Below are 26,914 nucleotides of genomic sequence, written 5' to 3' on the forward strand. Positions count from 1 at the left end.
AACCATCCGCAACTCCGTGGGAGTCGTCCCACGCCTCTCCGTACCGTGGTTGCTGCTCCCACCCGCCCCGTAGCCGCCGCATCGGAATCGCCCACTCCCGATCAAGGAGGACGCATGACGCAGACCCCCGCCCCCTGGGGCACCGGCAGGATGAGGCCCTACCCGGCCACTGCCACACTCCCGGCGTTCACGCCCGTGATCGACCCCGATACCCAGATCGCCGTCATCGTGGACGAGAACGGCCGGACGGTCGAGCTGGGGAGCCACGGCACCAGCACCAGCGGTGTCACGCCCACCCAAACGAGCCCCGGCGACGGGTCCACGCCGGGCGGCGCCACGGACAGCGATGTCACCGAGTCCTACGACCAGGACCAGAGCTCCGGCTGATGGACAACCGAAGGGGGTCGGTGCTGGTACTGACCAACTCCTCCGATGTGACGGCGGATGCGGTACTGCGGGTGCTCGCCGACCGCCGGGTACCGGTGGTCCGTCTCGACCCCGGCACCGACCTGCACGCAGGTGCTTCGCTGACCGCCACCTACAGCAGCGGCGGTCAGCGAGGCACACTCCGTACGTCCAGCCGTGAACTGGACCTCACGGCCGTTCGGTCCGTCTGGGTGCGCAGGCCCTCGCCCTACCAGGGTCCGCCCGGCCTCGACGCCCAGGACCGCCGGTTCGCCGCCGCGCAGGCCTTCTGGGGGACGGGTGGCATCCTGGCCTCGCTCCCCGGAGCTCATTACGTGAACCACCCCTGGGACAACCGGGCGGCGGAGTACAAGCCGTCCCAGCTCGCCGCAGCCCAACGCTGCGGATTCCAGGTGCCCCACACGCTGATCACCGACAACGAGAACGAGGCGCGGGAGTTCACCACCGAGCACGCGACCGGCACGGTCTACAAGCCCGTGTGGCACACCTCGTACTCGGTCGGCGGGCAGGCTCAGGCCGTCTGGGTCCACGAAGTCCTCACCGGGGAGATCACCGAGGCCGTGACAGTGTGCCCGCACATGTTCCAAGCCAGGCTTCCCAAAGTGTTCGACACACGGGTGACCGCAGTCGGAGACCTGCTCTTCGGCATCCGCATCGACAGCCCGGACCTCGACTGGCGACACCACCAGGACCGGATGCGCTGCAGACCGATCGACGTCCCCGCGCCGATCGCCGTGGCCATCGCCCGGTACCTCGCCACCTTTCGACTGACCTTCGGTGCCTTCGACTTCGCCGTCACCGCAGACGGCAGGTGGCACTTCCTGGAGTGCAACCCGAACGGGCAGTGGGCATGGCAGCCGACCGGAACCACCCATCGGATCGCGCACGCGATCGCCGACCGACTGGAAAGAGGCCACGACCGGTGACCACCTCCGCTATCCTGCGCGCCGCCCTGGTCGAACAGCTCACCGAGAACGGCACGCTCGCCGATCCCGCGTGGGCCGCGGCCGCCGCGGCCGTGCCGCGCGAACTGTTCACCGGCTCCTACTTCGACGCGATCGACGGCAGTTCGCCGACCGCGTACCGGACCCTGCGGCACGGTGATCCCGGGTGGCTGGAGGGGGTCTACACCGACCGGACCCTAGTCACCCAACTCGACGGCCGCACCCACCCGGAGGACGCCGGGGAGCGGCCGGTGACCGGAGCGCCCTCGTCGTCCTCCACCCTGCCTTCGCTCGTGCTGGGCATGTGGCAGCGGCTCGGTGCGGAGGCCGGTCACCGGGTCCTCGAAGTCGGTACCGGAACCGGCTACTCGACCGCCCTCGGCGCGCACCGCCTCGGCGACGGGAACGTCACCAGCATCGAGTACGACCCCCGCGTGGCGGCGCGCGCCGCCGCCGCACTCCGAGCCGCCGGCTATGCGCCGCGTCTGCTCACCGGCGACGGCCTCGGCGGTGACCCGCACGCTGGGGCCTTCGACCGGCTGATCGCGACGTGCTCGGTCCGGTACCTGCCAATGGCCTGGCTCCACCAGGTCAGGCCGGGCGGCCGCATCCTGGTCACCCTGTCCGGGTGGAGCTACGCCAACGCCCTGGCGCTGCTCGACGTGACCGGCCCCGGCGAGGCCACCGGCCGATTCCTGCCCGGCTTCACCAGCTTCATGATCGCCCGCCCTCACGACCGGCCTCCCCGCCCGACCCTGGCGCTGCTCCCCGGGGAGGAACGCCCGAGCCGGATCGATCCCGCGAAGCTCGACACCTGGACCGGCAGCTGGATCGCACAGCTCGCCGCGCCCTCCGCCGAACGGATGGGCGGCGGAGCGCAGCAGATCCTCTCGGACGTGGCCACCGGCTCGCAGGCCCGAACCGTGCCCGACCCCGCAGGCGGCTGGACCGTGGTCCAGCGCGGACCACTCCGCCTGTGGGACGAGGTGGAAGCCGCCGTCGAGACCTGGCAGGACGTGGGCGAGCCGCACCAGGTCGCCTTCGGCATCACCGTCTCGGCGGCCGGGCAACGGATCTGGCTCGGCACCGAGGACGGGACGGGCTGGAACCTGCCAATCTGACACCGGCGCTCGGGCGGCCAGGCTGCACACAGGAGGTCGGCGGGTCCGACTTCCTGTGCACCGTGCCGTGGCTCAGGAGGAGGCCCACCAGGTCGAGGGGGCCGCGACCGTGTACCCCAGGGACTCGTACAGCGGCCGGCCCAGCTTCGAGGCGGTGAGGGTGGCGGGGAGGTCCGTGGCGTCGGCGAGGGCGGCGAGCATGACGGCCCGGCCGACGCCGCGTGAGCGGAAGGCGGAGGAGGTGGCGATCCAGTAGTGGCTGGCGACGCTTTCGGCCACGACGCTCACGCCGGCTCCCGCGACCGCGCCGTCGATGGAGGCGAGGAACACGTCCACGCCCGGGTGTTCGACCAGCGCCGTCGGGAAGAGCTCGCCGGGGCTGTAGGGCTGGAAGCCGTCGAGGTCGAAGCCCTCGATCACGACCTGCTCGGCTGCCCGGAGGTCCTCGGCCCGCTGCACCCGGGTCACGTCCAGGGCCGGGGCGGCGACGGGTCCGGGCAGGCGCAGCATGATCGGCATCTGCCAGGTGCGCATGCCCAGGTGGCCCAGGTCCGTCGCGCTGAACGGGTCCTCAATGGTCGCCGCGCCCGCCGCCCGGCGGGTCAGTTCGCTCACCTCGGCCACCTCGCCCGGGTCGAGGTCGGGCTCCTGGATCAGGATCCGCAGGCCCGCGCGCTCGTCGCCGTCGACGGCGACGAAGCCTCGGCGCCGGATCACCTCGTGTCCCCGGCTCAGGCCGGTCGCGGCCCAGAAGGCGGCGGAGTTGCGGGCCTGGAGCGTCGGTGCCTCGGGCAAGGGGACGGGCCGGTCGGTCGAAGTGGATTCCATGGTCATCGTGCCCACGGTAGTACGAAACTGACTCCGTGACACGGGTTGATCACCTGCGGGCCGGACCGGCGCAGCGCGGTAGGGCGCTACGCCGGGCCGGCGACGAAGGGCACGGTCAGAGCTGGCTGACCCAGTACGGCTCGACGGTCATCCAGCCGTTGCCCCGGGCGCCGTTGAGGCGGCCGGTGCTGGTGCGGGCGAGGGTGTACCAGGACTCCACGTAGTCCGGGTCGTCGGTCCACCAGGAGGAGGGCAGCGCCGCGAGCACGGCGTTGACCAGCGGGATGTAGGCGCCCTGGTCGGCGATGGTGAGCAGGACGGCGGCGACGGCCTGGGCGAGGGCCAGGTAGTTGGTGTCGCCGTCGTCCTCCATCAGGACGACGTCGGCCAGGTTGTACTTGTAGTTCGACCAGTTCACCAGGATCTGGTTCGGGTAGTAGACCGTGCCGTCGTACTGGAGGTACGGCATGGCGACGGAGTCGACCCGGACCTTGCCGTCCAGGCCGAAGCCGGAGACCAGGCTGAACATCTCGGCGGCGCCCTTGAACCAGGGCTCCTCGTCGTCGTTCACCTCGACCGAGGTGATCTTGGTGCCCCACCAGCCGGCGGCAGCCTGCGCGGTGGGAGCGGAGGGGGCGGACGGAGCGGCGGAGCCGACCCCGCGGGCGGCCAACTCCCGCTGGAGCAGGTCGATCCCGGCGGTCAGGGCCTTGGCGGTGTCGAGGTCGACCAGGTAGACGGGCCGGGTGGGCAGGGTGCGGGCGTCCAGGGTGTGGGCGCGGCCGGCGGTGTCGTAGGCGCGGACGGTGCGGGCGTGTTCGTCGGTGCCGGCGGTGGCCACCAGCGGTGCGGCGCCGGCGTCGAGGGCGGCCCGCATCGACGGGTCGGCCAACTGGACCCGCAGCAGCGGGCCGAGGTCGGCGCCGAGGCCCTTGGCGGCGGCGACGGAGCGGTCGGCGCGCGCGGCGGTGGCGGCGAGCGTGCGGGCGGCGGTGCCGGTCAGGCCCTCGGCCAGCGGGGCGAGTTCGGCGCCGGCCGGGGTCTCGGCGGTCGCCGTGCGCAGGCGCGCGCGCAGGGCGGGGTCGGTGAGGGCGGCGGCCAGGGTGCGGGCGGCCTCGTCCTCGATGGCGGTGACCTTGGAGGCGGCGGGGGCGGGAGCCGGGGTCGGGGCCGGGGCGGCCACGGCCTGGCCCGCGCCGAGCGCGAGCAGGGGCAGAGCCGTCAGCGCGACCACGGCGCGCCGCAGGCGGGACTGGGACATGAGGGGATCTCCAGACTCGTCGGGTGAGGCGTCGGAGCGGTGGAGCATCGGAGCGGTGGGGCGGTGGGGCGGTGAAGCAGTGGAGCGGTGAAGCGGTGAAGCGGTGGAGCGGTGGTGCCGCGCCCACGGCCGAGGGGCACGATCAAGGACGGCGGCGCCATGACAAGTGAAGAGGTTCGCTGACCCGGTATCAACCCCTAACGCCATCGCCACGGAGCAGCCGGGCCCGGCGGCGTGACAGCCCAGAAGCCCTCGGGACGGCTGCCCCGGGCTCATCCGCCCCCGGAGAAGCCCCCGCCGGAGTTGGCCGAGCCCGACCCGCCGTAGACCCAGCCGCCGCCGGCGGGGGCGCTGGGCTTACGGCGGGCCCGACGCTCGGTGCGGCGCACGACGGCGACGCCGGCCGGACCGAGCAGGTCCTCCAGCGAACGCTGGAGCGCGTCGACGTCGGTGCCCTTCGGCGTACCGCGCGGACCCTCGCCACCGGTCGAGGTCACCACCGTGACGGTGAGGGTGCGGACGGCCGGCGCGGGGTCGCCCTCGTAGGGCTCCTCCACGCTCTCGTCCAGCTGGATGCGCCGCAGTCCGGAGATCGGGGCCCAGGCGCCGGCGCGGGCGCCCCGGACGAAACGCAGTTCGGTCGGCGCCGGGGCCGGGGCGAACTGCACCCGGCGGACCGACCGCAGTTCGGCGACCGCGAGGAACGGCCACAGCAGCAGCGCGGCGGCCGCCCACAGCGCGCCGCAGACCGTCACCGCGCCGACGAGCGTGGCGCCGACGATCACCGCGACCGCCACCACCAGGATCCCGGCGGGAAGGAAGGCGACGCCCACGGCGAGCAGGACGGCGAGGGCGCGCACCACCAGGAGCGCGGCGGCGGGCCAGGAGCCCCCGCCCGACTCGAACACGAGGTCGACGGTGGCGCCGTCACGGCCGGGGCGAAGCACCTCATCGGCAGGCATACCCGTCAGGGTAGGACCGCTCCCCGGCGTCGGAAAGGCCCCGGACGCCGCCTCCAAGAACTCGAAGAAGCCGCACCCGGGGCCTGTTGACGGTGCGTCAGTGCGCCGCGACCTCCCAGTTGACGCCGACGCCGACCGAGACGTCCAGCGGGGCCCGCAGCGGGTAGGCGCCGGCCATCTGCTCGCGGACGACCGCCTCGACGGGCTCGCGCTCGCCCGGGGCCAGCTCCAGCACGATTTCGTCGTGCACCTGGAGCAGCATCCGGGAGGTCAGCCCCGCCGTGCGCAGCGCCTCGTCCACCCGCAGCATGGCGATCTTGACGATGTCGGCGGCCGAGCCCTGGATCGGGGCGTTGAGGGCCATCCGCTCGGCCATCTCCCGGCGCTGGCGGTTGTCGCTGTTGAGGTCCGGCAGGTAGCGGCGGCGGCCGAGCAGGGTCTCGGTGTAGCCGGTGGCGCGGGCCTCCTCGACCACCCGGTGCAGGTAGTCGCGCACGCCGCCGAAGCGCTCGAAGTAGGTGTCCATCAGGCCCTGCGCCTCGGCGGGCTTGATGCCGAGCTGCTGGGAGAGCCCGTAGGCGGACAGACCGTAGGCGAGGCCGTAGGACATCGCCTTGATCTTGCGGCGCATCTCGGCGTCGACGGAGCCGCCGGGGACCTCGAAGACCTGGGAGGCGACGGTGGTGTGGAGGTCCTCGCCGGTGGCGAAGGCCTCGATCAGCGCCTCGTCCTCGGAGAGGTGGGCCATGATCCGCAGCTCGATCTGCGAGTAGTCGGCGGTGAGCAGCGACTCGTAGCCCTCGCCGACGACGAAGGCCCGGCGGATCATCCGGCCCTCCTCGGTGCGGACCGGGATGTTCTGCAGGTTCGGGTCCTGCGAGGAGAGCCGGCCGGTGGCGGCGACCATCTGGTTGAAGGTGGTGTGGATCCGCCCGGCCGGGGAGACCGTCTTGAGCAGGCCCTCGACGGTGGTGCGCAGCTTGGCCTGGTCGCGGTGGCGCAGCAGGATCACCGGCAGCTCGTTGTCGGTCTGGGTGGCGAGCCAGGTGAGCGCGTCGGCGTCGGTGGTGTACCCGGTCTTGATCTTCTTGGTCTTGGGCAGCGCCAGCTCGCCGAAGAGGATCTCCTGGAGCTGCTTGGGCGAGCCGAGGTTGAACTCGTGGCCGGCGGCGGCGTGCGCCTCCTCGACCACGCGCTGGATCTCGGCGGCGAACTGCGCCTCCAGACCGGTGAGCCAGTCGCGGTCGGCGGCGATGCCGGTGCGCTCCATCCGGGCGAGCAGGGCGGCGATCGGCAGCTCCATGTCGCGCAGCAGCCCGGTGGCGCCGACCTCGGCGAGGCGGGTGTCGAACAGCGCGGCGAGATCGAGTACGGCGCGGGCCTGGAGCATCAGCGCCTGGGCGCCGGCGGTCGGGTCCTCCTCCGGGGCGTCGAAGGCGAGCTGGCCCGACTCGGCGGCCGGGGCCGGGGTGAGCGAGCGGGCCAGGTACTCCTCGGCGAGCACCTCCAGGGTGAAGGTGCGGCGGCCGGGCTTCTCCAGGTAGGCGGCGAGGGCGGTGTCGGCGACGACGCCCTCGATGCTCCAGCCGCGCTCGGCGAAGGCCCGCATGACCTGCTTGGCGATGTGCAGGGCCTTGGGGGCGGCCGGGTCGGCCAGCCAGGCGGCGAAGGCGCGCTCGTCCTCCTCGGCGAGCAGCGCCGGGTCGAACCAGGCGGCCGTTTCTCCGGCGGCCAGCGCGACCTCGGAGACCTCGCCGGCGCCGAGCGCCCAGCGGTAGACGGCGGCCAGCGCGACCGGGGTCTTGTCGGCGGCGTGCTCGCGCAGCCAGCCGGCGAGGGTGCCCGGGTCGGTGAGGAGCTCGCCGTCGACCTCGACGCCGGGGGCGAGTTCGGCGGCCTCGGGCTCGACGGCGGCCGGGTCGATGCCGTGGACGCGGTCGCGGAAGTTGGCGTTGCGGAACTCCAGCGTCTCCATGAGCGCGGTGACGGCCGGGCTGTCGAACGGCGCGCGGGCCAGGTCGGCCACGCCCAGCGGGAGTTCGACGTCCCGGACCAGCTCGGTCAGGACGCGGTTGCGCTTGACCGAGTCGAGGTGCTCGCGCAGCTTCTCGCCGATCTTGCCCTTGACCTCGTCGGCCCGGGCGACCAACTCGTCGAAGGAGCCGAACTGGTTGACCCACTTGGCGGCGGTCTTCTCGCCGACGCCGGGGATGCCGGGCAGGTTGTCGGACGGGTCGCCGCGCAGGGCGGCGAGGTCGGGGTACTGGCGGGGGGTGACGCCGTACTTCTCGGCGACCTTCTCCGGGGTGTAGCGGGTCAGCTCGGAGACGCCCTTGGTCGGGTAGAGCACGGTGATGTGCTCGGTGACGAGCTGGAGCGAGTCCCGGTCGCCGGTGACGATGTCGACGTCGAAGCCGGCCGCCTCGGCGGCGGTGGCCAGGGTGGCGATGATGTCGTCCGCCTCGAAGCCCTCGGCGGTCAGCCGCGGCACGTGCATCGCGTCGAGCAGCTCGCCGATCAGCCCGATCTGGCTGCGGAACTCGTCCGGGGTCTTGGCCCGGTTGGCCTTGTAGTCGGGGAACTCGACCGAGCGGAAGGTCTGGCGGGAGAGGTCGAAGGCGACCGCGAGGTGGGTGGGCGCCTCGTCCCGGACGGTGTTGGCGAGCATCGAGGCGAAGCCGTACACCGCGTTGGTCGGCTGGCCGGTGGAGGTGTTGAAGTTCTCCACGGGCAGCGCGTAGAACGCCCGGTAGGCCATGGAGTGCCCGTCGAGCAGCATCAGGCGGGGCCGGGATCCGGCTCCGCCACCACCCGCCGCGCCCTTGTCCGTACTCTGCGTAGCCACGTCAACGTCCGTTCCTGCCGATTCCACTACCGGCCACCGATCCTAGGGCCCGCCACTGACAAAAGGGGCACGCCGGGGGCGGGCGCCCCTCGGGTGCGCTCGCGCCCCGGGCACCACTCCGGTTTTCTTCCGCCACCGCCCCTACCGCCGAGTAGGACGGTCGTACGATCACAGGCAGCACGACGACGCGACCCCCGAGCGGCAGGAGCTCCCCCATGACCGATCCGGCCCCCGACACCGCCACCGACGCCGGCCCCGGCCCCGCCCCCGACAAGGCCCCCGGCGCCACCGCCGCCTCCCCCCTGATCGACGTCCCGCAGGAGATGCTGGACCACTTCGCCAAGCTCGGTGTGGACCCGGCCACCTTCTCCGGCGGCCGGCTGGGCGACAAGCTGGGCATCAGGATCGTGGAGGCCTCGGGCGACCGGGTGGTCGGCACCATGCCGGTGGACGGCAACCAGCAGCCTTACGGGCTGCTGCACGGCGGCGCCTCGGCGGCGCTGGCGGAGACCCTCGGCTCGGTCGGGGCGATGCTGCACGCCGGTCCGGGCCGGTACGCGGTGGGCGTGGACCTGAACGCGACCCACCACCGCTCGGCGACCTCCGGCCTGGTCACCGGCGTGGCGACCGCGGTGTTCAAGGGCCGCACCGCCGCCACCTACGAGATCGCGATCACCGACGACACCGGCAAGCGGGTCACCAGCTGCCGCCTCACCTGCATGCTGCGCGACCTCTGAGCCGATTCTCCGTCAAATCCCTTGCCCGCCCCCTTGTTTGACCTTCGACCATGCTGGGAAGTCGTTGGTCTGGACAAGGGGGCGGTGGCATGTCCGGCCGTCCGCAGCAATGTAACCGTGCGTAACAACTAGGAAATCCGAGCAATCGCGGGCCCCGGGGGGTCGAATCCGCTCGAAAACAGCACGCGGCGGCGCCTGACGTCCGATATTCGGACGCATACGCCCGACTCCAACAGCGCGGACGCTCTTGTCCGATAGTCGGTGAGTTCAGGAGTCACCTGCCGTTCTACGCCTTACATGGCGCGCAATGGCATGGAAATACTGGGGCCGGAGCAGACCGGTCGAGCCGGAACGACCACATGCCGAGACAACTTCTCCGTGTGCTCATAACAAGAGAATCACAGCCTCGCCGGAGCACTGCCAGAGCCGCCGACCGGCATCTAGAGTCACGGCCAGTCACCGCGCCACCGGAATGGGCCAGGCCCACCGCGCATCCAGGCTCCCGCCGTTCAGGCGCGGCGCCCTCCTGAACCGAAGGGGACCCCCCGTGCGTCATCGTTCAGCAGTTGTCGTGAGCATTGCCGTCATCGGCGCCCTGAGCCTCACCGCGTGCGGCTCCCGCGACGACAAGAAGTCCGGGGACAGCGGCCAGGGCGGCGGCTCCACCACCGTCACCATCGGCGTCGACGCGCCCCTCACCGGCGACCTCTCCGCCCTCGGCCTCGGCATCCGCAACTCCGTCGAGCTCGCGGTCAAGCAGGCCAACGAGAAGAACGAGGTCCCCGGCGTCAAGTTCCAGATCAAGGGCCTCGACGACACCGGCAAGCCCGCCCCCGGCCAGCAGAACGCCACCCAGCTGGTCGGCGACAAGGACGTCATCGGCGTCGTCGGCCCGCTGAACTCCAGCGTCGCCCAGTCGATGCAGCAGATCTTCAACGACGCCAACCTCGTCCAGATCTCCCCCGCCAACACCGGCGTCGCCCTCAGCCAGGGCGAGAAGTGGGCCAGCGGCGTCAAGGCCCGCCCCTTCAAGAGCTACTTCCGCACCGCCACCACCGACGCCGTCCAGGGCCCGTTCGCCGCGGACTACCTGGTCAAGGACGCCAAGAAGACCAAGGTCTTCCTCATCGACGACCAGAAGACCTACGGGGCCGGCCTCGCCGCCACCTTCAAGGGCCAGTTCGTCAAGAACGGCGGCCAGATCATGGGCGAGGAGCACGTCAACCCCGACGACCGCGACTTCGCCGCCGTCGTCACCAAGGTCAAGTCCTCCGGCGCCGAGGCCGTCTACTACGGCGGCGAGTACCCCGCCGCCGGCCCGCTCTCGCTCCAGCTCAAGGACGCCGGCGTCAACATCCCGCTGATGGGCGGCGACGGCATCCAGAGCGGCGACTTCATCAAGCTCAACCCCAAGGGCCAGGGCGACCTCGCCACCGCCGTCGGCCTGCCCGTGGAGCAGCTCCCGACCGCCGCCAAGTTCATCGCCGACTACAAGGCGGCCGGCTACAAGGACGCCTACGAGACCTACGGCGGCTACTCCTACGACAGCGCCTGGGCCATCATCCAGGGCGTCAAGGCCGTCGTCGCCGCCAACAACGGCAAGCTGCCCGACAGCCCCCGCGCCAAGGTCGTCGAGGCCGTCCAGAAGGTCTCCTTCGAAGGCGTGACCGGCAAGGTCTCCTTCGACGAGTTCGGCGACACCACCAACAAGCAGCTCACCGTCTACGCCGTCAAGGACGGCAAGTGGGCCGTGGAGAAGTCCGGCACCTTCAGCGGCTGACCCGCACCTGACCCCGAGTCAGGAGCACCGCAGCACGTCGGAGTTACCGCGCGGGGGCGCCACGAGTGCCCCCGCGCGCACCCACATCCACCACCCACGCGGACACCCCACACGCACAACGGAGGCCCAGCGGTGCACGACCTACCGCAGCAGCTGGCCAACGGCCTGATCCTCGGCGCCCTCTACGGCCTCGTCGCGATCGGCTACACGATGGTCTACGGCATCGTCCAGCTCATCAACTTCGCCCACGGCGAGATCGTCATGGTCGGCGGCTTCGGCGCCCTGACCGCCTACCTCGCCCTCCCCGGCGGCACCACCCTGTGGCTGGCCCTACCGCTGATGCTGATCGCCGGCATCCTGGTCTCCACCCTCACCGCCGTCGCCGCCGAGCGCTTCGCCTACCGGCCGCTGCGCTCCGCCCCCCGGCTCGCCCCGCTCATCACCGCGATCGGCCTGTCCATCGCCCTGCAGCAGCTGGTCTTCGCCTTCTACCCGGACGCCAAGAAGGCCCGGGTCTTCCCGAAGATCCCCGGCGACCCCTTCGAGCTCGGCTCCGTCGCCATCCAGCGCAGCGACATCTTCCTGATCGCCGCCGCCCCGCTCTGCATGCTCGCCCTCGGCTGGTTCGTCACCCGCACCCGCTCCGGCCGCGCCATGCAGGCCACCAGCCAGGACCCCGACACCGCCAAGCTGATGGGCATCGACACCGACCGGATCATCGTGATGGCCTTCGCCATCGGCGCCGCCTTCGCCGCCGTCGCCGCCGTCGCCTACGGCCTGCGCAGCGGCCAGGTCGACTTCCGGATGGGCTTCCTGCTCGGCCTCAAGGCCTTCACCGCCGCCGTCCTCGGCGGCATCGGCAACATCTACGGCGCCATGCTCGGCGGCATCACCCTCGGCCTCGCCGAAGCCCTCGCCACCGGCTACATCCAGCACCTGCCCGGCATGCACCTCTTCGGAGGCGGCGCCTGGAAGGACGTCTGGGCCTTCGTACTCCTCATCGTCGTCCTGCTCGTGCGGCCCCAGGGGCTGCTGGGCCAGCGCGTCGCGGACAGGGCGTGACCACCATGACCAACAGCAGCACCGAGACCACCCCGGTCATCACCCTCCCCGGCCGCACCGCCGCCCTCCTCGCCGGCCTCGGCGCCGCCGCCACCGCCGGCTCCGCCCTGATGCCCTGGACCTGGACCTCCGAGTACCCCGGCGACCTCACCTTCTACGGCTCCCCCGCCGGCCTCCAGTGGCTCGCCCTCACCGCCGGACTGGTCACCCTCCTCCTCCTCCTCGCCACCCAGGGCGTCCCCGGCCTGCGCTGGGCCGCCCCCCGCCGCAGCAACAACGCCGTCGTGATCGCCGCCGCCGGCGCCGTCGCCGTCGGCTGGTTCTCCGTCGTCTCCATCTCCACCGACCTCGGCGGCCTCGCCAACCTCGAACCCGGCGGCTGGGTCCTCGCCGCCGGCTCCCTGCTCGCCCTCGCCGGCTCGCTCGGCCTCCCGCTCGACCGGCGCACCGCCGTCCCGCTGCGGATCCTCGACCGCCGGCTGTTCCTGCTCGTCCCGATCGCCCCCGCGGTCTGGTTCGCCACCCACGCCGTCCCCGAGGACAAGCCGGTCGCCCCCGTGCTCACCGCCCTCGCCGGCGGCCTCGCGATCGCCACCGGCGCCGTCCTGCTCGTCCAGCTCGGCCACGCCGCCAACAGCTGGCTGCGCCTCGGCACCGTCCACCGGCCGCTCCCCGCACCCCGCACCCTGCCCTCCTGGGTCGAGGTCGCACTGATCGCGGTCGCCTTCGCCATCGGCCTGTTCGCCATCACCTTCGGCATCGACACCGAGTACGGCGAACTCTTCACCGGCTACCTGCTGCTCGCCGCCTCCGTGGTCGCCTCGCTCGGCCGCTCCGGCCTGCTGCCCCGGCTGCGCTCCCTGACCGTCAAGTACCAGACCGTCACCACCGGCGCCGCCTTCGCCGCCGCCGCCAGCTTCCCCTTCACCCAGACCAGCGACCAGTACACCTCGGTCGCCACCAACATCCTGATCTTCGCCACCGTCGCCCTCGGCCTGAACATCGTCGTCGGCCTCGCCGGACTGCTCGACCTCGGCTACGTCGCCTTCCTCGGCGTCGGCGCCTACAGCGCCGCCCTGGTCTCCGGCTCCCCCGCCTCGCCGATCCACGTCCAGTTCCCGTTCTGGGGCGCCATGCTCACCGGCGCCGCGGTCTCCATGGTCTTCGGCGTCGTCATCGGCGCCCCGACCCTGCGACTGCGCGGCGACTACCTCGCCATCGTCACCCTCGGCTTCGGCGAGATCTTCCGCATCACCATGCTCAACCTCAACGGCACCACCGGCCCGAAGATCACCAACGGCTCCAACGGCATCCCCCGGATCCCCGACCTGGAGATCCTCGGCTGGAACCTCGGCAAGCCCACCACGATCTTCGGCTTCGAACTCGGCCGGTTCTCCAACTACTACCTGCTGATGCTCCTCGTCACCGCCCTCGTCGTCCTGGTCTTCGCCCGCGTCGGCAACTCCCGCATCGGCCGCGCCTGGGTCGCCATCCGCGAGGACGAGACCGCCGCCGAGGCCATGGGCATCAACGGCTTCCGCCTCAAGCTCCTCGCCTTCGCCCTCGGCGCCTGCCTCGCCGGCCTCGCCGGCACCGTCCAGGCCCACGTCAGCTACACCGTCACCCCCGACCAGTACACCTTCGCCGAAGCCCTCCCGCCCAACTCCGCCTTCCTGCTCGCCGCCGTCATCCTCGGCGGCATGGGCACCATCAGCGGCCCGCTGGCCGGCGCCACCCTGCTCTTCCTCATCCCGAAGAAGCTCGAATTCCTCGCCGACTACCAGCTGCTCGCCTTCGGCATCGCCCTCATCGTCCTCATGCGGGTGCGCCCCGAGGGCCTCATCCCCAACCGGCGCCGCCAGCTCGAATTCCACGAGGCCGACGCCGACATCCCGGCGCAGGCCACCGGCGACACCGTCGCCCTCTCCAAGGCAGGGGCGTGACCCTCCAGATGACCACCACCGACGCCCCCGCCCCCACCCCGGCACCGGCACCGGCCCCCGCCGAGACCCTGCTCGACGTCTCCGGCGTGACCATGCGGTTCGGCGGCCTCACCGCCGTCAACAACGTCTCGCTCACCGTCGGCCGCGGCGAGATCATCGGTCTCATCGGCCCCAACGGCGCCGGCAAGACCACCTTCTTCAACTGCCTCACCGGCCTCTACGTCCCCACCGAGGGCACCGTCACCTACCAGGGCACGGTCCTGCCCCCCAAGCCCCACCTCGTCACCCAGGCCGGCATCGCCCGCACCTTCCAGAACATCCGGCTCTTCGCCAACATGACCGTCCTGGAGAACGTCCAGGTCGGCCGGCACAGCCGGATGCACCAAGGACTGCTCTCCGCCGTCCTGCGCGGCCCCGGCTACCGCCGCTCCGAACAGGAGAGCCGCGAGAAGGCCATGGAACTCCTCGAGTTCACCGGCCTCGCCGGCAAGGCCGACCACCTCGCCCGCAACCTCCCCTACGGCGAGCAGCGCAAGCTCGAGATCGCCCGCGCCCTCGCCTCCGACCCCGGCCTGCTGCTCCTCGACGAGCCCACCGCCGGCATGAACCCGCAGGAGACCCGAGCCGCCGAGGAACTCGTCTTCGCCATCCGCGACCGGGGCGTCTCCGTCCTCGTCATCGAGCACGACATGCGCTTCATCTTCAACCTCTGCGACCGCACCGCCGTGCTGGTCCAGGGCCAGAAGATCGTCGAGGGCGACCGCGAGACGGTCCAGAACGACGAACGCGTCATCACCGCCTACCTCGGCGCCCCGCTCGAAGGCACCGCCCCCGTTACGGAGACCGACCAGTGACCGCACTCCTCGAAGTCCAGGACCTCCGCGTCTCCTACGGGAAGATCGAAGCCGTCAAGGGCATCAGCTTCACCGTCAACCAGGGCGAGGTCACCACCCTGATCGGCACCAACGGCGCCGGCAAGACCACCACCCTGCGCACCCTGTCCGGCCTGCTCAAGCCCACCGCCGGCACCATCACCTTCGACGGCCAGCCCCTCACCACCGTCCCCGCCCACAAGATCGTCGCCCTGGGCCTGGCCCACTCCCCCGAGGGCCGGCACATCTTCCCGCGCATGACCATCGAGGAGAACCTCCTCCTCGGCGCCTTCCTGCGCAACGACACCGACGGCATCACCAAGGACGTCGAACGGGCCTACGGCCTCTTCCCCATCCTCGGCGACCGCCGCAAGCAGGCCGCCGGCACGCTCTCCGGCGGCGAGCAGCAGATGCTCGCCATGGGACGCGCCCTGATGTCCCGGCCCAAGCTGCTGATGCTCGACGAGCCGTCCATGGGCCTCTCGCCGCTGATGATGCAGAAGATCATGGCGACCATCGTCGAACTCAAGGCCGACGGCACGACCATCCTGCTGGTCGAGCAGAACGCCCAGGCGGCGCTCTCGCTCTCCGACCGGGGCTACGTCATGGAGACCGGCAGCATCGTCCTCCAGGGCACCGGCGCCGACCTCCTGCACGACGAGTCGGTCCGCAAGGCCTACCTCGGCGAGGACTGACCTCACCGCAGCACGGACACGGAGGAGGGCCCGGCGCGTCACGCGCCGGGCCCTCCTCCGTGTCCGTGTCCTGCCGCCGCTACTCCGCGGCACCCGCGTCCGGGGCGACCGGGGGCTCCTCGGCCTTCTTCCGGTCCTGCGCGGCGCCCTCCTCGATGACCGCCTCGGCCACCGCCGCCATCGTCATCCGGCGGTCCATCGAGGTCTTCTGGATCCACCGGAACGCGGCCGGCTCGTTCAGACCGAACTTGGTCTGCAGCACGCTCTTCGCCCGGTCCACCAGCTTCCGGGTCTCCAGCCGCTGGGTGAGATCCGCGATCTCCTCCTCCAGCGTCCGCATCTCCGTGTACCGGGACACCGCCATCTCGATCGCCGGCACCAGGTCGCTCTTGGAGAACGGCTTGACGATGTACGCCATCGCCCCCGCGTCCCGCGCCCGGTCCACCAGCTCGCGCTGCGAGAACGCGGTCAGCATCAGCACCGGCGCCAGGTGCGCCTCGTGGATCTGCTCGGCCGCGGACAGCCCGTCCAGCACCGGCATCTTCACGTCCAGGATCGCCAGGTCCGGCTTCAGCTCCTGGACCAACCGGACCGCCGTGGCCCCGTCCCCGGCCTCGCCGACGACGGTGTACCCCTCCTCCTCCAGCATCTCCTTCAGATCGAGGCGGATCAGCGCCTCGTCCTCGGCGATCACAATCCTGGTGATCTGGGGCGAATCGGTCTCAAGCGGCTCTGCCTGCTCGTCGGCGGTGCTCACGGGGCTCCTCGTTCCGGCGGGGTACTGCATGCACGAGGGTACCTAGACACGGTATGTTTGAACTCAGCAGGGTCGGGGGCCAGCCTTCGAATCCGCACTCGCCCCGGTAGCCCAGCGGTAGAGGCAATGGTCTCAAACACCATCCAGCGTGGGTTCGAATCCCACCCGGGGTACTTTTCCTTCGATTCCAAAACCGGTCGAAGCGGGCCCGCGGCGGGCGGTCTTCAGCATTCCGAATGAAGACCCGCCCAATCCCGGACCACCACCGCGAGCGGTCAGCCCGCCCGGTCCAAAGGTTCCGGCTCCACGGTGAGACGCATACCGAGAGCCGAGACGAGCCGCTCAAGAACAACAATGGTGGGCATCGTGCCACCGGTCTCGAATCGGGCAACGGCCGACTGCTGCATGCCGCACGCCGCCGCGAGCTTGGCCTGTGTCATTCCGAGCGCCTCCCGACGGAGCCGGACGGCCTCGCCGAGCTCGAACCGGATACAAGCCGCTCCGTGGGCCGCACCCGCACCCGGTCGGCCCAGGATCTCCTCACGCACGGCACGCCAGGACGTCCGGTCACTCATTCCGATCACTCCTCCTCGACGGAGTGCTGCTCCGCCACACAGCGCGCCAGCACTGAAGGCGCCAGCGGTCCGCCGCGCCGTCCGGGGCGCGAGGAGGGCGGCATTCCCCGAAAGGGGGATGCCGCCCTCGCACGAACGCTCCCGGGCCGGTCAGTTGTCCAGGGCGCCCACGTGGTGGACGCGGACGAGGTTGGTGGAGCCGGCGAGGCCGGGCGGGGAGCCGGCGGTGATGACGACGATGTCGCCCTTATCGCAGCGGCCCAGGGAGAGCAGCGCGGCGTCGACCTGTTCGACCATCTCGTCGGTGGTGGGCGCGAACGGGCCGAGGAAGGTCTCCACGCCCCAGGTGAGTGCCAACTGGCTGCGGACGGCGGGTTCGTAGGTGAAGGCCAGGACCGGGATCGGCGAGCGGTAGCGGGTCAGCCGGCGGGCGGTGTCGCCGGACTGGGTGAAGGCGATCAGGTACTTGGCGTGCAGGAAGTCGCCGATCTCGGCGGCCGCCCGGGCGACCGCGCCGCCCTGGGTGCGGGGCTTGTTGCTCGGGGTGAGGACGGGCAGGCCGTCGGCGAGGACGTCCTGTTCGGCGGCCTCGATGATCCGGCCCATGGTGCGGACCGTCTCGGACGGGTACTTGCCGACCGAGGTCTCGCCGGAGAGCATCACCGCGTCCGTGCCGTCGAGGACGGCGTTGGCGACGTCGGAGGCCTCGGCGCGGGTCGGCCGCGAGGAGTTGATCATCGAGTCGAGCATCTGGGTCGCGACGATGACCGGCTTGGCGTTCCGCCGGGCGAGCTTGACCGCCCGCTTCTGCACCATCGGCACCAGTTCCAGCGGCATCTCCACGCCCAGGTCGCCGCGGGCGACCATGATGCCGTCGAAGCGGTCGACGATGGAGTCGAGGTTCTGCACCGCCTGCGGCTTCTCGATCTTGGCGATGACCGGGACCCGGCGGCCCTCCTCGTCCATCACCCGGTGGACGTCCTCGACGTCGCGGCCGCTGCGGACGAAGGAGAGCGCGATCAGGTCGGCCCCGGTCCGCAGGGCCCAGCGCAGGTCGGCGACGTCCTTGTCGCTGAGCGCGGGCACCGAGACGGCGATCCCGGGGAGGTTGAGGCCCTTGTGGTCGGAGACGAGGCCGCCCTCGACGACGAGGCAGCGGACCCGGGGCCCGTCGACCTCGACGACCTCCAGGGTGACCCGCCCGTCGTCGACGAGGATCCGCTCGCCGGCGGTGACGTCCTCCGCCAGGCCGGGGTAGGTGGTGCCGCAGCCGTTCTGGTCCCCTTCGACGCCCTTGTCGGTGGAGATCGTGAACTCGTCGCCGCGTTCGAGAAGTACCGGGCCCTCGGCGAAGGTTCCGAGGCGGATCTTCGGGCCTTGAAGGTCGGCGAGCACGCCGATACTGCGGCCGCTCTCGTCGGCGGCCTTGCGGACCCGGCGGTACCGCTCCTCGTGCTCGATGTGGGAGCCGTGGCTCAGGTTGAATCGGGCGATGTCCATCCCGGCGTCGACCAGGGACTTGATCTGGTCGTAGGTGTCGGTGGCGGGCCCGAGGGTACAGACGATTTTTGCTCGGCGCATAGTGCTGAGAGTAGGCATTACCGGCGCGTAACGTCGATGCCGGTCCGGACAACGGGATGGCCGTTGCCGTAAGGAGAGTTGAACAATCTGACACAACGTCGGACCGGAGTGCGAGAGGTTCCCGGAAGTCCGTCCGCACTCGATCCCCGATGCGATTCCGTGAAGGGCTGTTCACCCCCGGTTCACCAGGACTTCCGCCCCCGCTCCCGGCCTGGCGGGACGCTCGTCACCCGGGTGGGGAGAGAACGTTGTGACGAGGGGGGAAGCTTCCGGCATGAAGCGCGTGATCGGAGTACTGACGGTACTTCTGGTGCTCGGGGGGCTGGTGTTCGCGGTGGTGAACAGAAAGCCGGACCCCAAGCCCGGTTCGGACGACGTCACCCTCACCGGCATGGTCGGCTCGGAGAAGGGCGCGTTCTTCGACGACCAGCAGGTCAAGGACGCCTTGAAGGCCCGAGGGCTGGTGGTGAACACCCAGAGCGCCGGCTCCTGGCAGATGGGCGATCTCAAGAACGACAACCTGGACTTCGTCTTCCCGGCGAGCCAGCAGCCCGCCGAGGCGATCAAGGCGGACCACAATCTGAAGAGCACCCCGACCCGGCCGTTCTACTCACCGCTGGTGATCGTCACGTACAAGTCGACCGCCGAGGTGCTGCGGCAGAACAACCTGGCGTCCCAGGACGAGACGAGCCACGTCTGGAAGTTCTCGATGAAGGGCTTCCTCGACGGCGTCGAGAACAAGACGACCTGGCAGAAGCTCCCGAATCCGCCCGCGAACGAGAAGCCGGGCGACCTCGTCGGATCCATCTTCCTGACCACCACCAACCCCGAGACGTCCTCCTCGGGTGCCCTGTACCTGGCCATGGTGTCCTACCTGCTGAACGCCAACCAGGTGATCCCGGCACCGGCGGGCGTGACGCCGCAGATCGGCGACAAACTGCAGGCGGTCATCTCCCCGCAGGGGGTCATGAAGAACTCCACCGAGGAACCGTTCATGGACTTCGTGTCCGGCAACGGCCGCCCGCTGGTGCTGGCGTACGAGTCCCAGGCGCTCGAACTGGTCCTGAAGAAGAAGGCCCCGACGGACATGGTGATGCTCTACCCGGACACCACCGTGGTCTCCGACCACACGATCGTCGCCTTCAACGACAAGGGCCAGCGGCTGGCCGACGCGCTGGCCGACGACCCGGCGCTGCGCGAACTGGAGATCAAGTACGGCTTCCGGCCGTCGGGCGCGGCGGGAGCGACGGCGTTCGCCGCCAAGGTCCAGGAAGCGCAGAACGGCAACCCGGAAGCGCGGTTCGCGTTCGCACCCGACCTGGGTGTCGCGAAGGTCTCGCAGGCCACGGTGCCGACGCCGGCGGTCATGAAGCAGCTGGTCGACGCCGCGAAGGCCAAGTGATGGGGGACATGAGGACAGGAGTGGGCACGATGCGCAGGAGTGGTGTTCGGGGCCTGATGGCCGGTCTGGCGCTGCTGGTGGCGACGTCGGTGGCGGCGTGCACGTCGTCGCCCGCGCCGCCGCCGAAGACCGGGCCCAGCGATCCGCCGGCGGCCAGCGCGCAGCCGGGGGTGCTGCGGGTGCTGGCCGGCAGTGAACTCCAGGACCTGGCGCCGGTGCTGGAGGAGGCCCAGAAGGCCACCGGGGTGACGGTGCAGTTCGCCTGGACCGGTTCGCTGGACGGCGCGGACGCGGTGTCCGCGGGCCGGACCGACGGCAAGTACGACGCGATCTGGTTCCCGTCGAACCAGTACCTGCACCTGGACGACGGGAGCAAGTCGAAGCTGCTCTCGGAGACGCCGATCATGGCCTCGCCGGTGGCGTTCGGCATCCGCTCGGCGGTGCTGGGCGACCTGGGCTGGGGTGACGGCTCCAAGGTGACCTGGGGCAATCTGGCGGAGGCCGCGTCCGGCGGCAAGTTGTCCTACGGTATGGCGGACCCGTCGCGGTCGAACTCCGGCTTCTCGGCGCTGGTGTCGGTGGCCTCGGCCTTCTCGGGCGCGAACGCGGCGCTGACCGACGCGGATGTGCAGAAGGCGACGCCGCAGCTGAAGCAGTTCTTCACCGGCCAGAAGCTGACCTCCGGCTCGTCCGGGTGGCTGGCGCAGGCGTACGGCCGGGCGGAGAAGGGTTCGATCGGCGCGCTGGTGAACTACGAGTCGGTGCTGCTGTCGATGAACAAGACGCTGGCCGCCGACCAGCAGCTCACCGTGGTCCGTCCGATCGACGGCGTCATATCGGCGAACTACCCGCTGACGCTGCTGAGTTCCTCGGCGCAGCGGGAGCGGGAGTCGTTCCAGCGGCTCACCTCCTATCTGCTGAAGGAGGATGTGCAGAAGCGGATCTCGGAGCTGACGCTGCGCCGTCCGGTGACGGCGGGGGTGGCCCCGGCTGCGGGGCTGCCGACGGACCGGCGGCACGAGCTGCCGTTCCCCGGTACCCGGGCGGTGGCGGACGGGCTGCTGTCCTCGTACCAGAACGAGCTGCGGCGGCCGTCGCGCACGGTGTACGTGCTGGACACCTCGGGCTCGATGGCCGGGCAGCGGCTGTCCTCGCTGAAGTCGGCGATGGGTCGGCTGACGGGTGCGGACGACACTCGGGGGGTGCGGCGGTTCCGGGACCGGGAGGAGGTCACGTTGATCTCGTTCGCCTCGAAGGTGAAGTCGACGAAGACGCATTCGGTGCCGACCGGTGCGGGGGCGCAGCAGGAGTTGGCGTCGATCAACGGGGATGTGCAGGCGTTGTCGGCGGACGGTGGGACGGCGGTGTACTCCTCGTTGCAGGAGGCGTACCGGGTGATCCAGCGGCAGCAGTCGGCGGCCGGGGACGACCGGTTCACCTCGATCGTGCTGATGACGGACGGGGAGAGCAACGAGGGGGCGTCGGACAAGGACTTCCGGACGTTCTACGGGGGGTTGTCCTCGGTGCAGAAGGCGACGCCGGTGTTCCCGATCCTGTTCGGTGATGCGGCGAAGGACCAGTTGCAGGGGATCGCCGAGCTGACGGGCGGGAAGCTGTTCGACGGGACGGGTTCGCTGGACGGGGCGTTCGAGGAGATTCGTGGCTACCAGTAACGGTGGCGGGAACGGTCCCGGCGGACTGGGTGGCCGGTTCTGGGTGTATCTGACCTCTGTCCGGCATTTTGTGGCGGCCGGGGCGGCGGTGGCGGGGGCGGGGGCGGCGGTCGGGTTGCAGAGTCCGGTGGTGCTCTCGGCGTTGCTGGTGGCGGGGCCGTACGTCGCGACGGTGGCCCTGTGGCCGCCCCCGCCCCCGCCTCCGCCTCCGGAGGGGCCGGACGGTCCGTCGGGCGGGGAGGGTCCGCCCGCGCCGCCGAGCCCCGCGGCACCGGAGTCGGAGTCGGAGGCGGGGCCCGGTCCGAAGCCGGCCGAGCGGAAGTCGCCGCTGGGTGTCTCGTTGCGTGCGCAGCGGGCGGCGGCGGCGGCCGGGTCCGTGCCCCGGTCGGTGCCCCGGGTCGCTCCGGTTCCGTCGGTGCTCTGGCCGCAGTTGGAGGAGTTGGCGGCGTTCGTCGGCTCGGCGCCGTTGCCGCCGTCGGCGAATGTGCCGGGGTTGCTGGAGCGGCTGCGTACGGCCGGGCCGGGGCCGACCACGGAGCCGATCGTCCGGCGGCGGCTGCCGCTGGCGGTGGACGGCTATCTGCGGGCGCTGACCTGGCAGCCGTGGGCGGTGGACGGGGCCGATCCGGCGGCCGAACTGGCCCGGGCGGTGGACGAGATGGCGGCCCTGGTGCCGGCTTCCTGACGCCGTCGGGGTAGGAGTTGTACGGCCCCGGTCCCCTGCGGACCGGGGCCGTTCGCCTGCCCGGCGCGCGCCGGCCCCGTCCACAGCCCGGCCCCGTCCGGTTCGTCCCGTCAGGCCTCCAGCACGCCGGGCAGTTCGAGGCGGCGGCGCACCCCCAGTTTGCGGAAGCTGTTGGTGAGGTGGGTCTCGACCGTCCGGACCGCGAGGTGCAGCATGGCGGCGATCTCGGCGTTGGAGTGCCCGGCGGCGGCGAGCCGGCAGATCCGCAGCTCGCTGTCGGTGAGGGCCTCGGCCCCGGCGTGGTCGCCGCGGCCGATGCGTGCGCCGGAGACCCGCAGTGCCTCCAGCGCGGCGGCCCGCTGGCGGACGGCGCCGAGGCGTTCGGCGCGCCCGGCGGCCTCGCGCAGGGCCCGTCGGGCGGCGCCGCGCCGTCCGCCGTCGCCGAGCAGCCGGCCGTAGGTGATGAGGGCGGGGACGAGTTCGGTGTCGATCTCGGCGGTGCGCAGCAGCTGGACGGCCTCGGCGGCGAGGTCGAGGCCGTGCCGGCCGCCGGTGGCGGCGGCGAGGGCGCGCAGGGCTCGGCCGACGGTGCGCGGGGTGCCCCAGATCCGGGCGAGGCGGAGTTCCTCCTCGGCGAGGGCGACGGCGGGGCCGGGTTCGCCGAGTTGGAGGTGGCATTCGGCGGCGGCGGAGCGCCAGGGGGTGACGATGGGGCTGTGGACCTGGCGTTCGCTCTGGCGGCGGCCGCATTCCAGGAGGTCGGCGAGGGCTTCGGCGGGTTCGCCGGAGGCGAGCCGGAGCAGGCCCCGGGAGAAGAGGTACTCGTTCCATTCCCAGGAGTCGCGGGCGCGGTCGGCGGCGACGGCGCGGGCGAGGCCGTGGGCCTGCCAGAGCCGGCCGGTCTCGACGAGGGCGATGACGGCCTGGGCGACGAGGTGGGCGTTCTGCTGGCCGAGGAGTTCGGCGTAGCGGCCGGGGCCGGTGTCCTCGGCGGCGGGGCGGGCTTCCGGGGCGGTGCCGGGGGCGGCGGCGGTGCTCCAGCTGGAGGGTCGGGGAAGTCCCGGCGGGCCCCAGGGGGTGGGCGGGAGGGCGGGGGTCCGGCCGGGCGGCGCGGTGCCGGCGGGGGAGCCGGGGGCGGTGAGGGCGTAGTCCTCCAGCAGGGCCTGGTACTCGCCGCGCATGATCCTGGCCTCGGCGCGGACGCTGAGCAGGCACTGGTAGCCGGGGTCGAGGGGGCCGCCGCGGAAGGAGGTGAGGCCGCGGACGGCCAGTTCGTCGGCCTCGTCGAGCCGGTCGGCCCACTGGCAGAGGGTGGCGAGGGAGATCAGCAGGTAGGAGCGGCAGAGCGGGTCGACGGGGGCGGATTCGAGTTCGCGGACGCGTTCGCCGACCTCGGTCGCGGCGAGCAGGCCGCTGGTGGCGTCGAACTCGGTGAGCAGCGCGTAGGCGGGCGGTGCGAGCCGGTGCGGGGTGCGGGTGGCGAGGCGCTGGAGTCCTTCGACGACCTGGAGCCAGCTGCGGCCGTCGTGGGCGGCGATCTGGGCGGTGGCGGCCTGGACGGCGTGCAGGACGTCCTCCTGGTCGGCGAAGCGGTGTGCCAGCTCGTCCATGAGTTCGATGGCGGCGGCGGTGTCGCCGCGGGTGGCGAGGACGGCGCCGAGGGTTCCGGCGGCGCGGAAGACGCCTTCGTCGGTCTGCTGGAGGTGGACGGCCTCGGCGAGGTGGCGCAGGCCGATGGTGCGTTCGGCGGGGCCGAGGGTGACTTCGAGGCTGCCGAGTTCGGAGAGCAGGAGTCCGCGTCGGCGGTCGCTGAGGGGTTCGGCGAGGACGCGGCGCAGCAGGGCGACGGCGTCGGCGGGGCGGTCGGTGTCGGCGGCCCCGCGGGCGGCGCGGCGCAGGGTGTCGGCGGCCCAGTGGGGGGCGGGGGCGGGGGTGAGCAGGAGGTGGCCGGCGACGAGTTCGTCGGGGGCGCCGGCGTGGTGGAGGTGCTCGGCGGCGGCGAGGTGGACGTCGGCGCGGTGGCCGGGGGCGTGGCCGGTGAGGACGGCGTCGGCGAGCAGGGGGTGGGCGAAGCGGGGCCAGTGGCCGGCGTCGGGGGTGTGGAGGTGGTGGTGGGCGGTGAGGTCGGCGAGCCAGCCGGTGAGGCGGCCGGGGTCGGCGGCGGCGAGGTGGGCGAGCAGGGGGACGGGGTCCAGCGGCGGGGTGCCGGGGGCGGGGGCGGTGTCGGCGGCGGGGTGCTCGCGCATCCGGGCGAGGACCCGGGCGGCGGTGACGGCGCGTTCGCCGGCGCCGTGCAGCCAGGTCTCGACGGCTTCGGCGAAGGCGCCGCCGGGGAGGGCGCCGCACTGCTCGGGGAGGGTCGGCGGGAGCGTTCCGGCCGGGGTCCCGTCGGGCGCGGCGGCGACGCTCCCGCCGCTCGTGCCGTCCCCGCAGTCCCCGCCGTGCCCGCCGTCCGCCGCCGCGAGGTCGGCGAGCAGCGCGGTGAGCAGCAGCGGGTTGCCCCCGGTGGCGCGGGCGCAGTCGGCGGCCAGGCCGGGGGGTGTGCCGGGTCCGAGCCGCTGTCCGGTGAGCAGGACGGCCGCCGGGGTGCCGAGCGGGGCGAGCCGCAGGGTGGTGGCGAGTTCGGGCGGCAGGTCGCGGGCGAAGCGGTCGGTCCCGCCGGTGAGGGTGGCCTGGCGGCGTTCGGTGGCTATCAGCAGGGCGGGAAGGCGGTCGATGCGGCGGGCGACCTGGCGCAGCCAGCGGCGGGAGGGCTCGTCGGCGAGGTGGATGTCGTCGATCGCGAGCAGCAGCGGGTGGTGGGTGCCGTGCAGCCGCAGCAGGGACCAGAGGGTGGACTCGGCGGTGTCGGGCTCCAGGCCGGCGGCGGCCTCGGCGGGGCCGGCGGAGGCCGTCCGGGGGGCCCAGGCGGTGTGGACGTAGGGTCCGGCGGGGGTCGGGCCGGTGTCGAAGAGCTGGCGGGCGGCCGCGTAGGGGGTGGCGGCCTCCTCGGCGGAGCAGCGGGCGCGCAGCACGGTGGTGCCGTCGGCGGCGGCGCGGCGGGCGGCCTCGGCGAGGAGCGCGGTGCGGCCGGTGCCGACGGCGCCGGTGAGCAGCAGGACGTGGCCGGTGCCGCGGCGGGCTCCGGCGGCCCGGTCGGCGATCAGCCGCAGGTGCGGTTCGCGGTCCACGAGCCGGGTGGACGTGGCGGTGCTCATTCAGGTGCTCCTCTTTGCCCTTCCCGGATCTTCGTCGGTGTCCGAACGGGCACTGCCTGTCGTTCTACCGGGAAAACGGCTTGACGTCCTAACCACGCGTTACTGGCGAGTCAGGTTTCCGCGCCGCGGACGGACTTTCCCGCCCGGGCCGCTCCGGTCCGCTCCGGGTCGCTCCGGCTGTCCGATTCGACGGTTTCGCGGCGTTCCGGCGGCTCCTCGACCCACCTCTCCCGTGTTCCAGACCACCTGGGGGGTCGAAAACGTTGCCTCCCCCGATCGGCGGGGACCACTCGGCGGGCCCGATCTCGTGGTGGACCACGATGGCCGGGAGGCTGCCCGGCCGGGAAGCATGGTGGTTGATTCCGGGGCACGGGCAGCGCTCCCGGATCGCCGTCGAAACGGTCGGCCTGCCCGGGTGGGGCGCCACGCCCTGACGTTCGGGGTCCGCCGGGTGGCCGGGCCGGCTTCTCCAGGAGGGGGCCAGATTTGACTGTTCTGCACACCGAGTACGACCGCCGGGGCACCGCGGTGGGGTCGTCCGGGTCGGCGTCCGCCACCCGCACGGTCCCGCCGCAGCGCCCGACGGCGTCCCGCTCGGTCACCACGAACACCCATGCCGTCGGTACCGCCGCGGCAGCCGTCCACCCGTCCGTCCACCCCCAGGCCGCCGTCGCCGTCCGCGGTGCGGCCGGGGCCGGGCGGGCGGTCGCCGCGGCGACGGCCCGAAGCTCGACGGTGCCGGTCGCCGTCCAGGCCGCCGATCCGCTCTCCCGCGCCGGGGCGGAGGCGCAGCTGCGCCGCTTCCCCGGGGTCGCGGTGGTCGACCCGAGCGGCGCGGCCGGTCCGGGCACGGTCACCGTGCTGGTCGCCGAGTCCGCCGACGCGGCCGCGACGGCGGCCCTGCGCCGGCTGGTCCGCGGCGCCGGTCAGCGGGTGGTGCTGGTGGTCGAGCGGCTGCGCGAGACGGAGCTGATGGAGGCCGTCGAGTGCGGGGTGGCGGCGATCCTGTGGCGGCGGGAGGCGACACCGGAGCGGCTCGGCCGGGCGGTGCTGGCCGCGGCCCGGGGCGACGGCGACCTGCCGGCCGACCTCCAGGGGCGGCTGATCGCCCAGGTGGGTCGGCTGCAGCGGTCCGTCCAGGGCATGCCGGGCCAGGCGCCGACGGGTCTGTCGGAGCGTGAGTCGGACGTGCTGCGGCTGGTCGCCGAGGGGTGGGACACCGGGGAGATCGCGGCCCGGCTGTCGTACTCCGAGCGCACCGTGAAGAACGTGCTGCACGGCCTGACGACCCGGCTGCAGTTGCGCAACCGGGCGCACGCGGTGGCCCACGCGGTGCGCGAGGGCTACATCTAGGGACTACCGGCAGTGGTCCGGGCGGGCGGGTGCGGTACCCGCCCGCCCGGGTCACGAACGAGTCGCCAAGATCTCACCTGTTGGAAAGGTCCGGGGACTATCCGCCGGAGGGGAGCGCACGGCAGACTTCTACGCGCGTACTTCTACGCGCGTCAACGCGCCTGCCCGCCGTCACCGGCGGCGATCCCGGCCGTCGTTGACGGTCCGTTGCCGCC

General features: G+C 72.2%; 21 protein-coding genes and 1 tRNA gene. 14 read left to right on the forward strand and 8 right to left on the reverse strand.

Annotated elements, in window-relative coordinates; translation table 11 throughout:
* The first annotated feature begins 114 nt into the window (after positions 1–114).
* Genes tgmA through tgmC form a run of 3 tightly spaced genes read left to right on the forward strand, consistent with a single transcriptional unit; the run spans position 115 to position 2,491 of the window.
* Entirely contained in the window at positions 115–387 is a 273-nt protein-coding gene (gene tgmA, locus OG715_RS12735; RefSeq protein WP_043472305.1) for a putative ATP-grasp-modified RiPP, read from the forward strand.
* Positions 387–1,352, forward strand: coding sequence for an ATP-grasp ribosomal peptide maturase (gene tgmB, locus OG715_RS12740; RefSeq protein ID WP_266268800.1), 966 nt, complete (start codon positions 387–389; stop codon positions 1,350–1,352). Before tgmA ends, tgmB begins: the two co-directional genes overlap by 1 nt.
* Positions 1,349–2,491: an ATP-grasp peptide maturase system methyltransferase gene (gene tgmC, locus OG715_RS12745; RefSeq protein ID WP_266268802.1), complete on the forward strand. Its 1,143-nt coding sequence runs from the start codon at positions 1,349–1,351 to the stop codon at positions 2,489–2,491. Before tgmB ends, tgmC begins: the two co-directional genes overlap by 4 nt.
* Before the next feature lie 72 nt (positions 2,492–2,563).
* Here the strand turns inward: tgmC and OG715_RS12750 are convergent, their stop codons facing one another.
* The 4 genes from OG715_RS12750 to polA form a co-directional block, all read right to left on the reverse strand.
* Positions 2,564–3,325 carry a GNAT family N-acetyltransferase gene (locus OG715_RS12750; RefSeq protein WP_266268803.1) on the reverse strand — a complete coding sequence of 254 codons (762 nt, stop codon included), beginning with the start codon at positions 3,323–3,325 and terminating at the stop codon, positions 2,564–2,566.
* A 109-nt stretch (positions 3,326–3,434) separates the two neighbouring features.
* On the reverse strand, positions 3,435–4,580 hold the full coding sequence (locus OG715_RS12755) for a DUF3103 family protein (RefSeq protein ID WP_266268804.1): 1,146 nt from the start codon (positions 4,578–4,580) through the stop codon (positions 3,435–3,437).
* 272 nt (positions 4,581–4,852) lie between these two features.
* The gene (locus OG715_RS12760) at positions 4,853–5,542 is read right to left on the reverse strand and encodes a hypothetical protein (protein ID WP_266268805.1); all 690 of its coding nucleotides are present in this window, start codon (positions 5,540–5,542) and stop codon (positions 4,853–4,855) included.
* Positions 5,543–5,639: 97 nt separating this feature from the next.
* The gene (gene polA / locus OG715_RS12765; protein WP_266271653.1) at positions 5,640–8,321 is read right to left on the reverse strand and encodes a DNA polymerase I; all 2,682 of its coding nucleotides are present in this window, start codon (positions 8,319–8,321) and stop codon (positions 5,640–5,642) included.
* Between the two features lie 389 nt (positions 8,322–8,710).
* Here polA and OG715_RS12770 point away from each other — a divergent pair, with 389 nt between their 5' ends.
* The 6 genes from OG715_RS12770 (at position 8,711) to OG715_RS12795 (ending at position 15,476) form a co-directional block, all read left to right on the forward strand.
* The gene (locus OG715_RS12770) at positions 8,711–9,124 is read left to right on the forward strand and encodes a PaaI family thioesterase (RefSeq protein ID WP_045940274.1); all 414 of its coding nucleotides are present in this window, start codon (positions 8,711–8,713) and stop codon (positions 9,122–9,124) included.
* 547 nt (positions 9,125–9,671) lie between these two features.
* A complete protein-coding gene (locus OG715_RS12775) occupies positions 9,672–10,904 on the forward strand; it encodes a branched-chain amino acid ABC transporter substrate-binding protein (protein WP_266268806.1) in 1,233 nt (410 codons plus the stop codon).
* A 132-nt stretch (positions 10,905–11,036) separates the two neighbouring features.
* On the forward strand, positions 11,037–11,966 hold the full coding sequence (locus OG715_RS12780; protein WP_266268807.1) for a branched-chain amino acid ABC transporter permease: 930 nt from the start codon (positions 11,037–11,039) through the stop codon (positions 11,964–11,966).
* Between the two features lie 5 nt (positions 11,967–11,971).
* Positions 11,972–13,909 (forward strand): branched-chain amino acid ABC transporter permease, encoded by a 1,938-nt coding sequence (locus OG715_RS12785; RefSeq protein ID WP_266271654.1) that lies wholly within the window; start codon positions 11,972–11,974, stop codon positions 13,907–13,909.
* A gap of 8 nt (positions 13,910–13,917) precedes the next feature.
* Positions 13,918–14,763 (forward strand): ABC transporter ATP-binding protein, encoded by an 846-nt coding sequence (locus OG715_RS12790; RefSeq protein WP_266271655.1) that lies wholly within the window; start codon positions 13,918–13,920, stop codon positions 14,761–14,763.
* The gene (locus tag OG715_RS12795) at positions 14,760–15,476 is read left to right on the forward strand and encodes an ABC transporter ATP-binding protein (RefSeq protein WP_266268808.1); all 717 of its coding nucleotides are present in this window, start codon (positions 14,760–14,762) and stop codon (positions 15,474–15,476) included. The genes OG715_RS12790 and OG715_RS12795 overlap by 4 nt, the downstream gene beginning before the upstream one ends.
* 79 nt (positions 15,477–15,555) lie before the next feature.
* Here OG715_RS12795 and OG715_RS12800 read toward each other — a convergent pair whose 3' ends face one another.
* Complete coding sequence (locus OG715_RS12800) at positions 15,556–16,233, reverse strand: ANTAR domain-containing response regulator (protein ID WP_266268809.1); 678 nt, start codon at positions 16,231–16,233, stop codon at positions 15,556–15,558.
* A 100-nt stretch (positions 16,234–16,333) separates the two neighbouring features.
* On the opposite strand from OG715_RS12800, the gene OG715_RS12805 reads away from it, so the two are divergent.
* Positions 16,334–16,406 (forward strand) — tRNA-Leu (locus OG715_RS12805).
* A 102-nt stretch (positions 16,407–16,508) separates the two neighbouring features.
* Here the strand turns inward: OG715_RS12805 and OG715_RS12810 are convergent.
* Both OG715_RS12810 and pyk read right to left on the reverse strand, forming a co-directional pair.
* On the reverse strand, positions 16,509–16,808 hold the full coding sequence (locus tag OG715_RS12810) for a helix-turn-helix domain-containing protein (RefSeq protein WP_266268810.1): 300 nt from the start codon (positions 16,806–16,808) through the stop codon (positions 16,509–16,511).
* Positions 16,809–16,958: 150 nt separating this feature from the next.
* Complete coding sequence (pyk, locus tag OG715_RS12815) at positions 16,959–18,389, reverse strand: pyruvate kinase (protein ID WP_266268811.1); 1,431 nt, start codon at positions 18,387–18,389, stop codon at positions 16,959–16,961.
* A 274-nt stretch (positions 18,390–18,663) separates the two neighbouring features.
* On the opposite strand from pyk, the gene OG715_RS12820 reads away from it, so the two are divergent.
* From OG715_RS12820 to OG715_RS12830, 3 genes are all read left to right on the forward strand, one after another.
* On the forward strand, positions 18,664–19,791 hold the full coding sequence (locus OG715_RS12820) for a substrate-binding domain-containing protein (RefSeq protein WP_266268812.1): 1,128 nt from the start codon (positions 18,664–18,666) through the stop codon (positions 19,789–19,791).
* A gap of 29 nt (positions 19,792–19,820) precedes the next feature.
* On the forward strand, positions 19,821–21,464 hold the full coding sequence (locus OG715_RS12825; RefSeq protein WP_266268813.1) for a VWA domain-containing protein: 1,644 nt from the start codon (positions 19,821–19,823) through the stop codon (positions 21,462–21,464).
* A gap of 340 nt (positions 21,465–21,804) precedes the next feature.
* Positions 21,805–22,149, forward strand: a complete 345-nt coding sequence (locus OG715_RS12830) for a hypothetical protein (protein ID WP_266268814.1) — start codon at positions 21,805–21,807, stop codon at positions 22,147–22,149.
* Between the two features lie 110 nt (positions 22,150–22,259).
* Here the strand turns inward: OG715_RS12830 and OG715_RS12835 are convergent, their stop codons facing one another.
* Positions 22,260–25,346, reverse strand: a complete 3,087-nt coding sequence (locus tag OG715_RS12835; RefSeq protein WP_266268815.1) for a helix-turn-helix transcriptional regulator — start codon at positions 25,344–25,346, stop codon at positions 22,260–22,262.
* 735 nt (positions 25,347–26,081) lie between these two features.
* Here OG715_RS12835 and OG715_RS12840 point away from each other — a divergent pair.
* On the forward strand, positions 26,082–26,699 hold the full coding sequence (locus tag OG715_RS12840; protein WP_051742222.1) for a helix-turn-helix transcriptional regulator: 618 nt from the start codon (positions 26,082–26,084) through the stop codon (positions 26,697–26,699).
* Positions 26,700–26,914: the final 215 nt, after the last annotated feature.

Origin of the sequence: Kitasatospora purpeofusca (assembly GCF_036010405.1) — a bacterium.
In the GTDB taxonomy this organism is placed as follows: Bacteria; Actinomycetota; Actinomycetes; order Streptomycetales; family Streptomycetaceae; genus Kitasatospora; species Kitasatospora purpeofusca.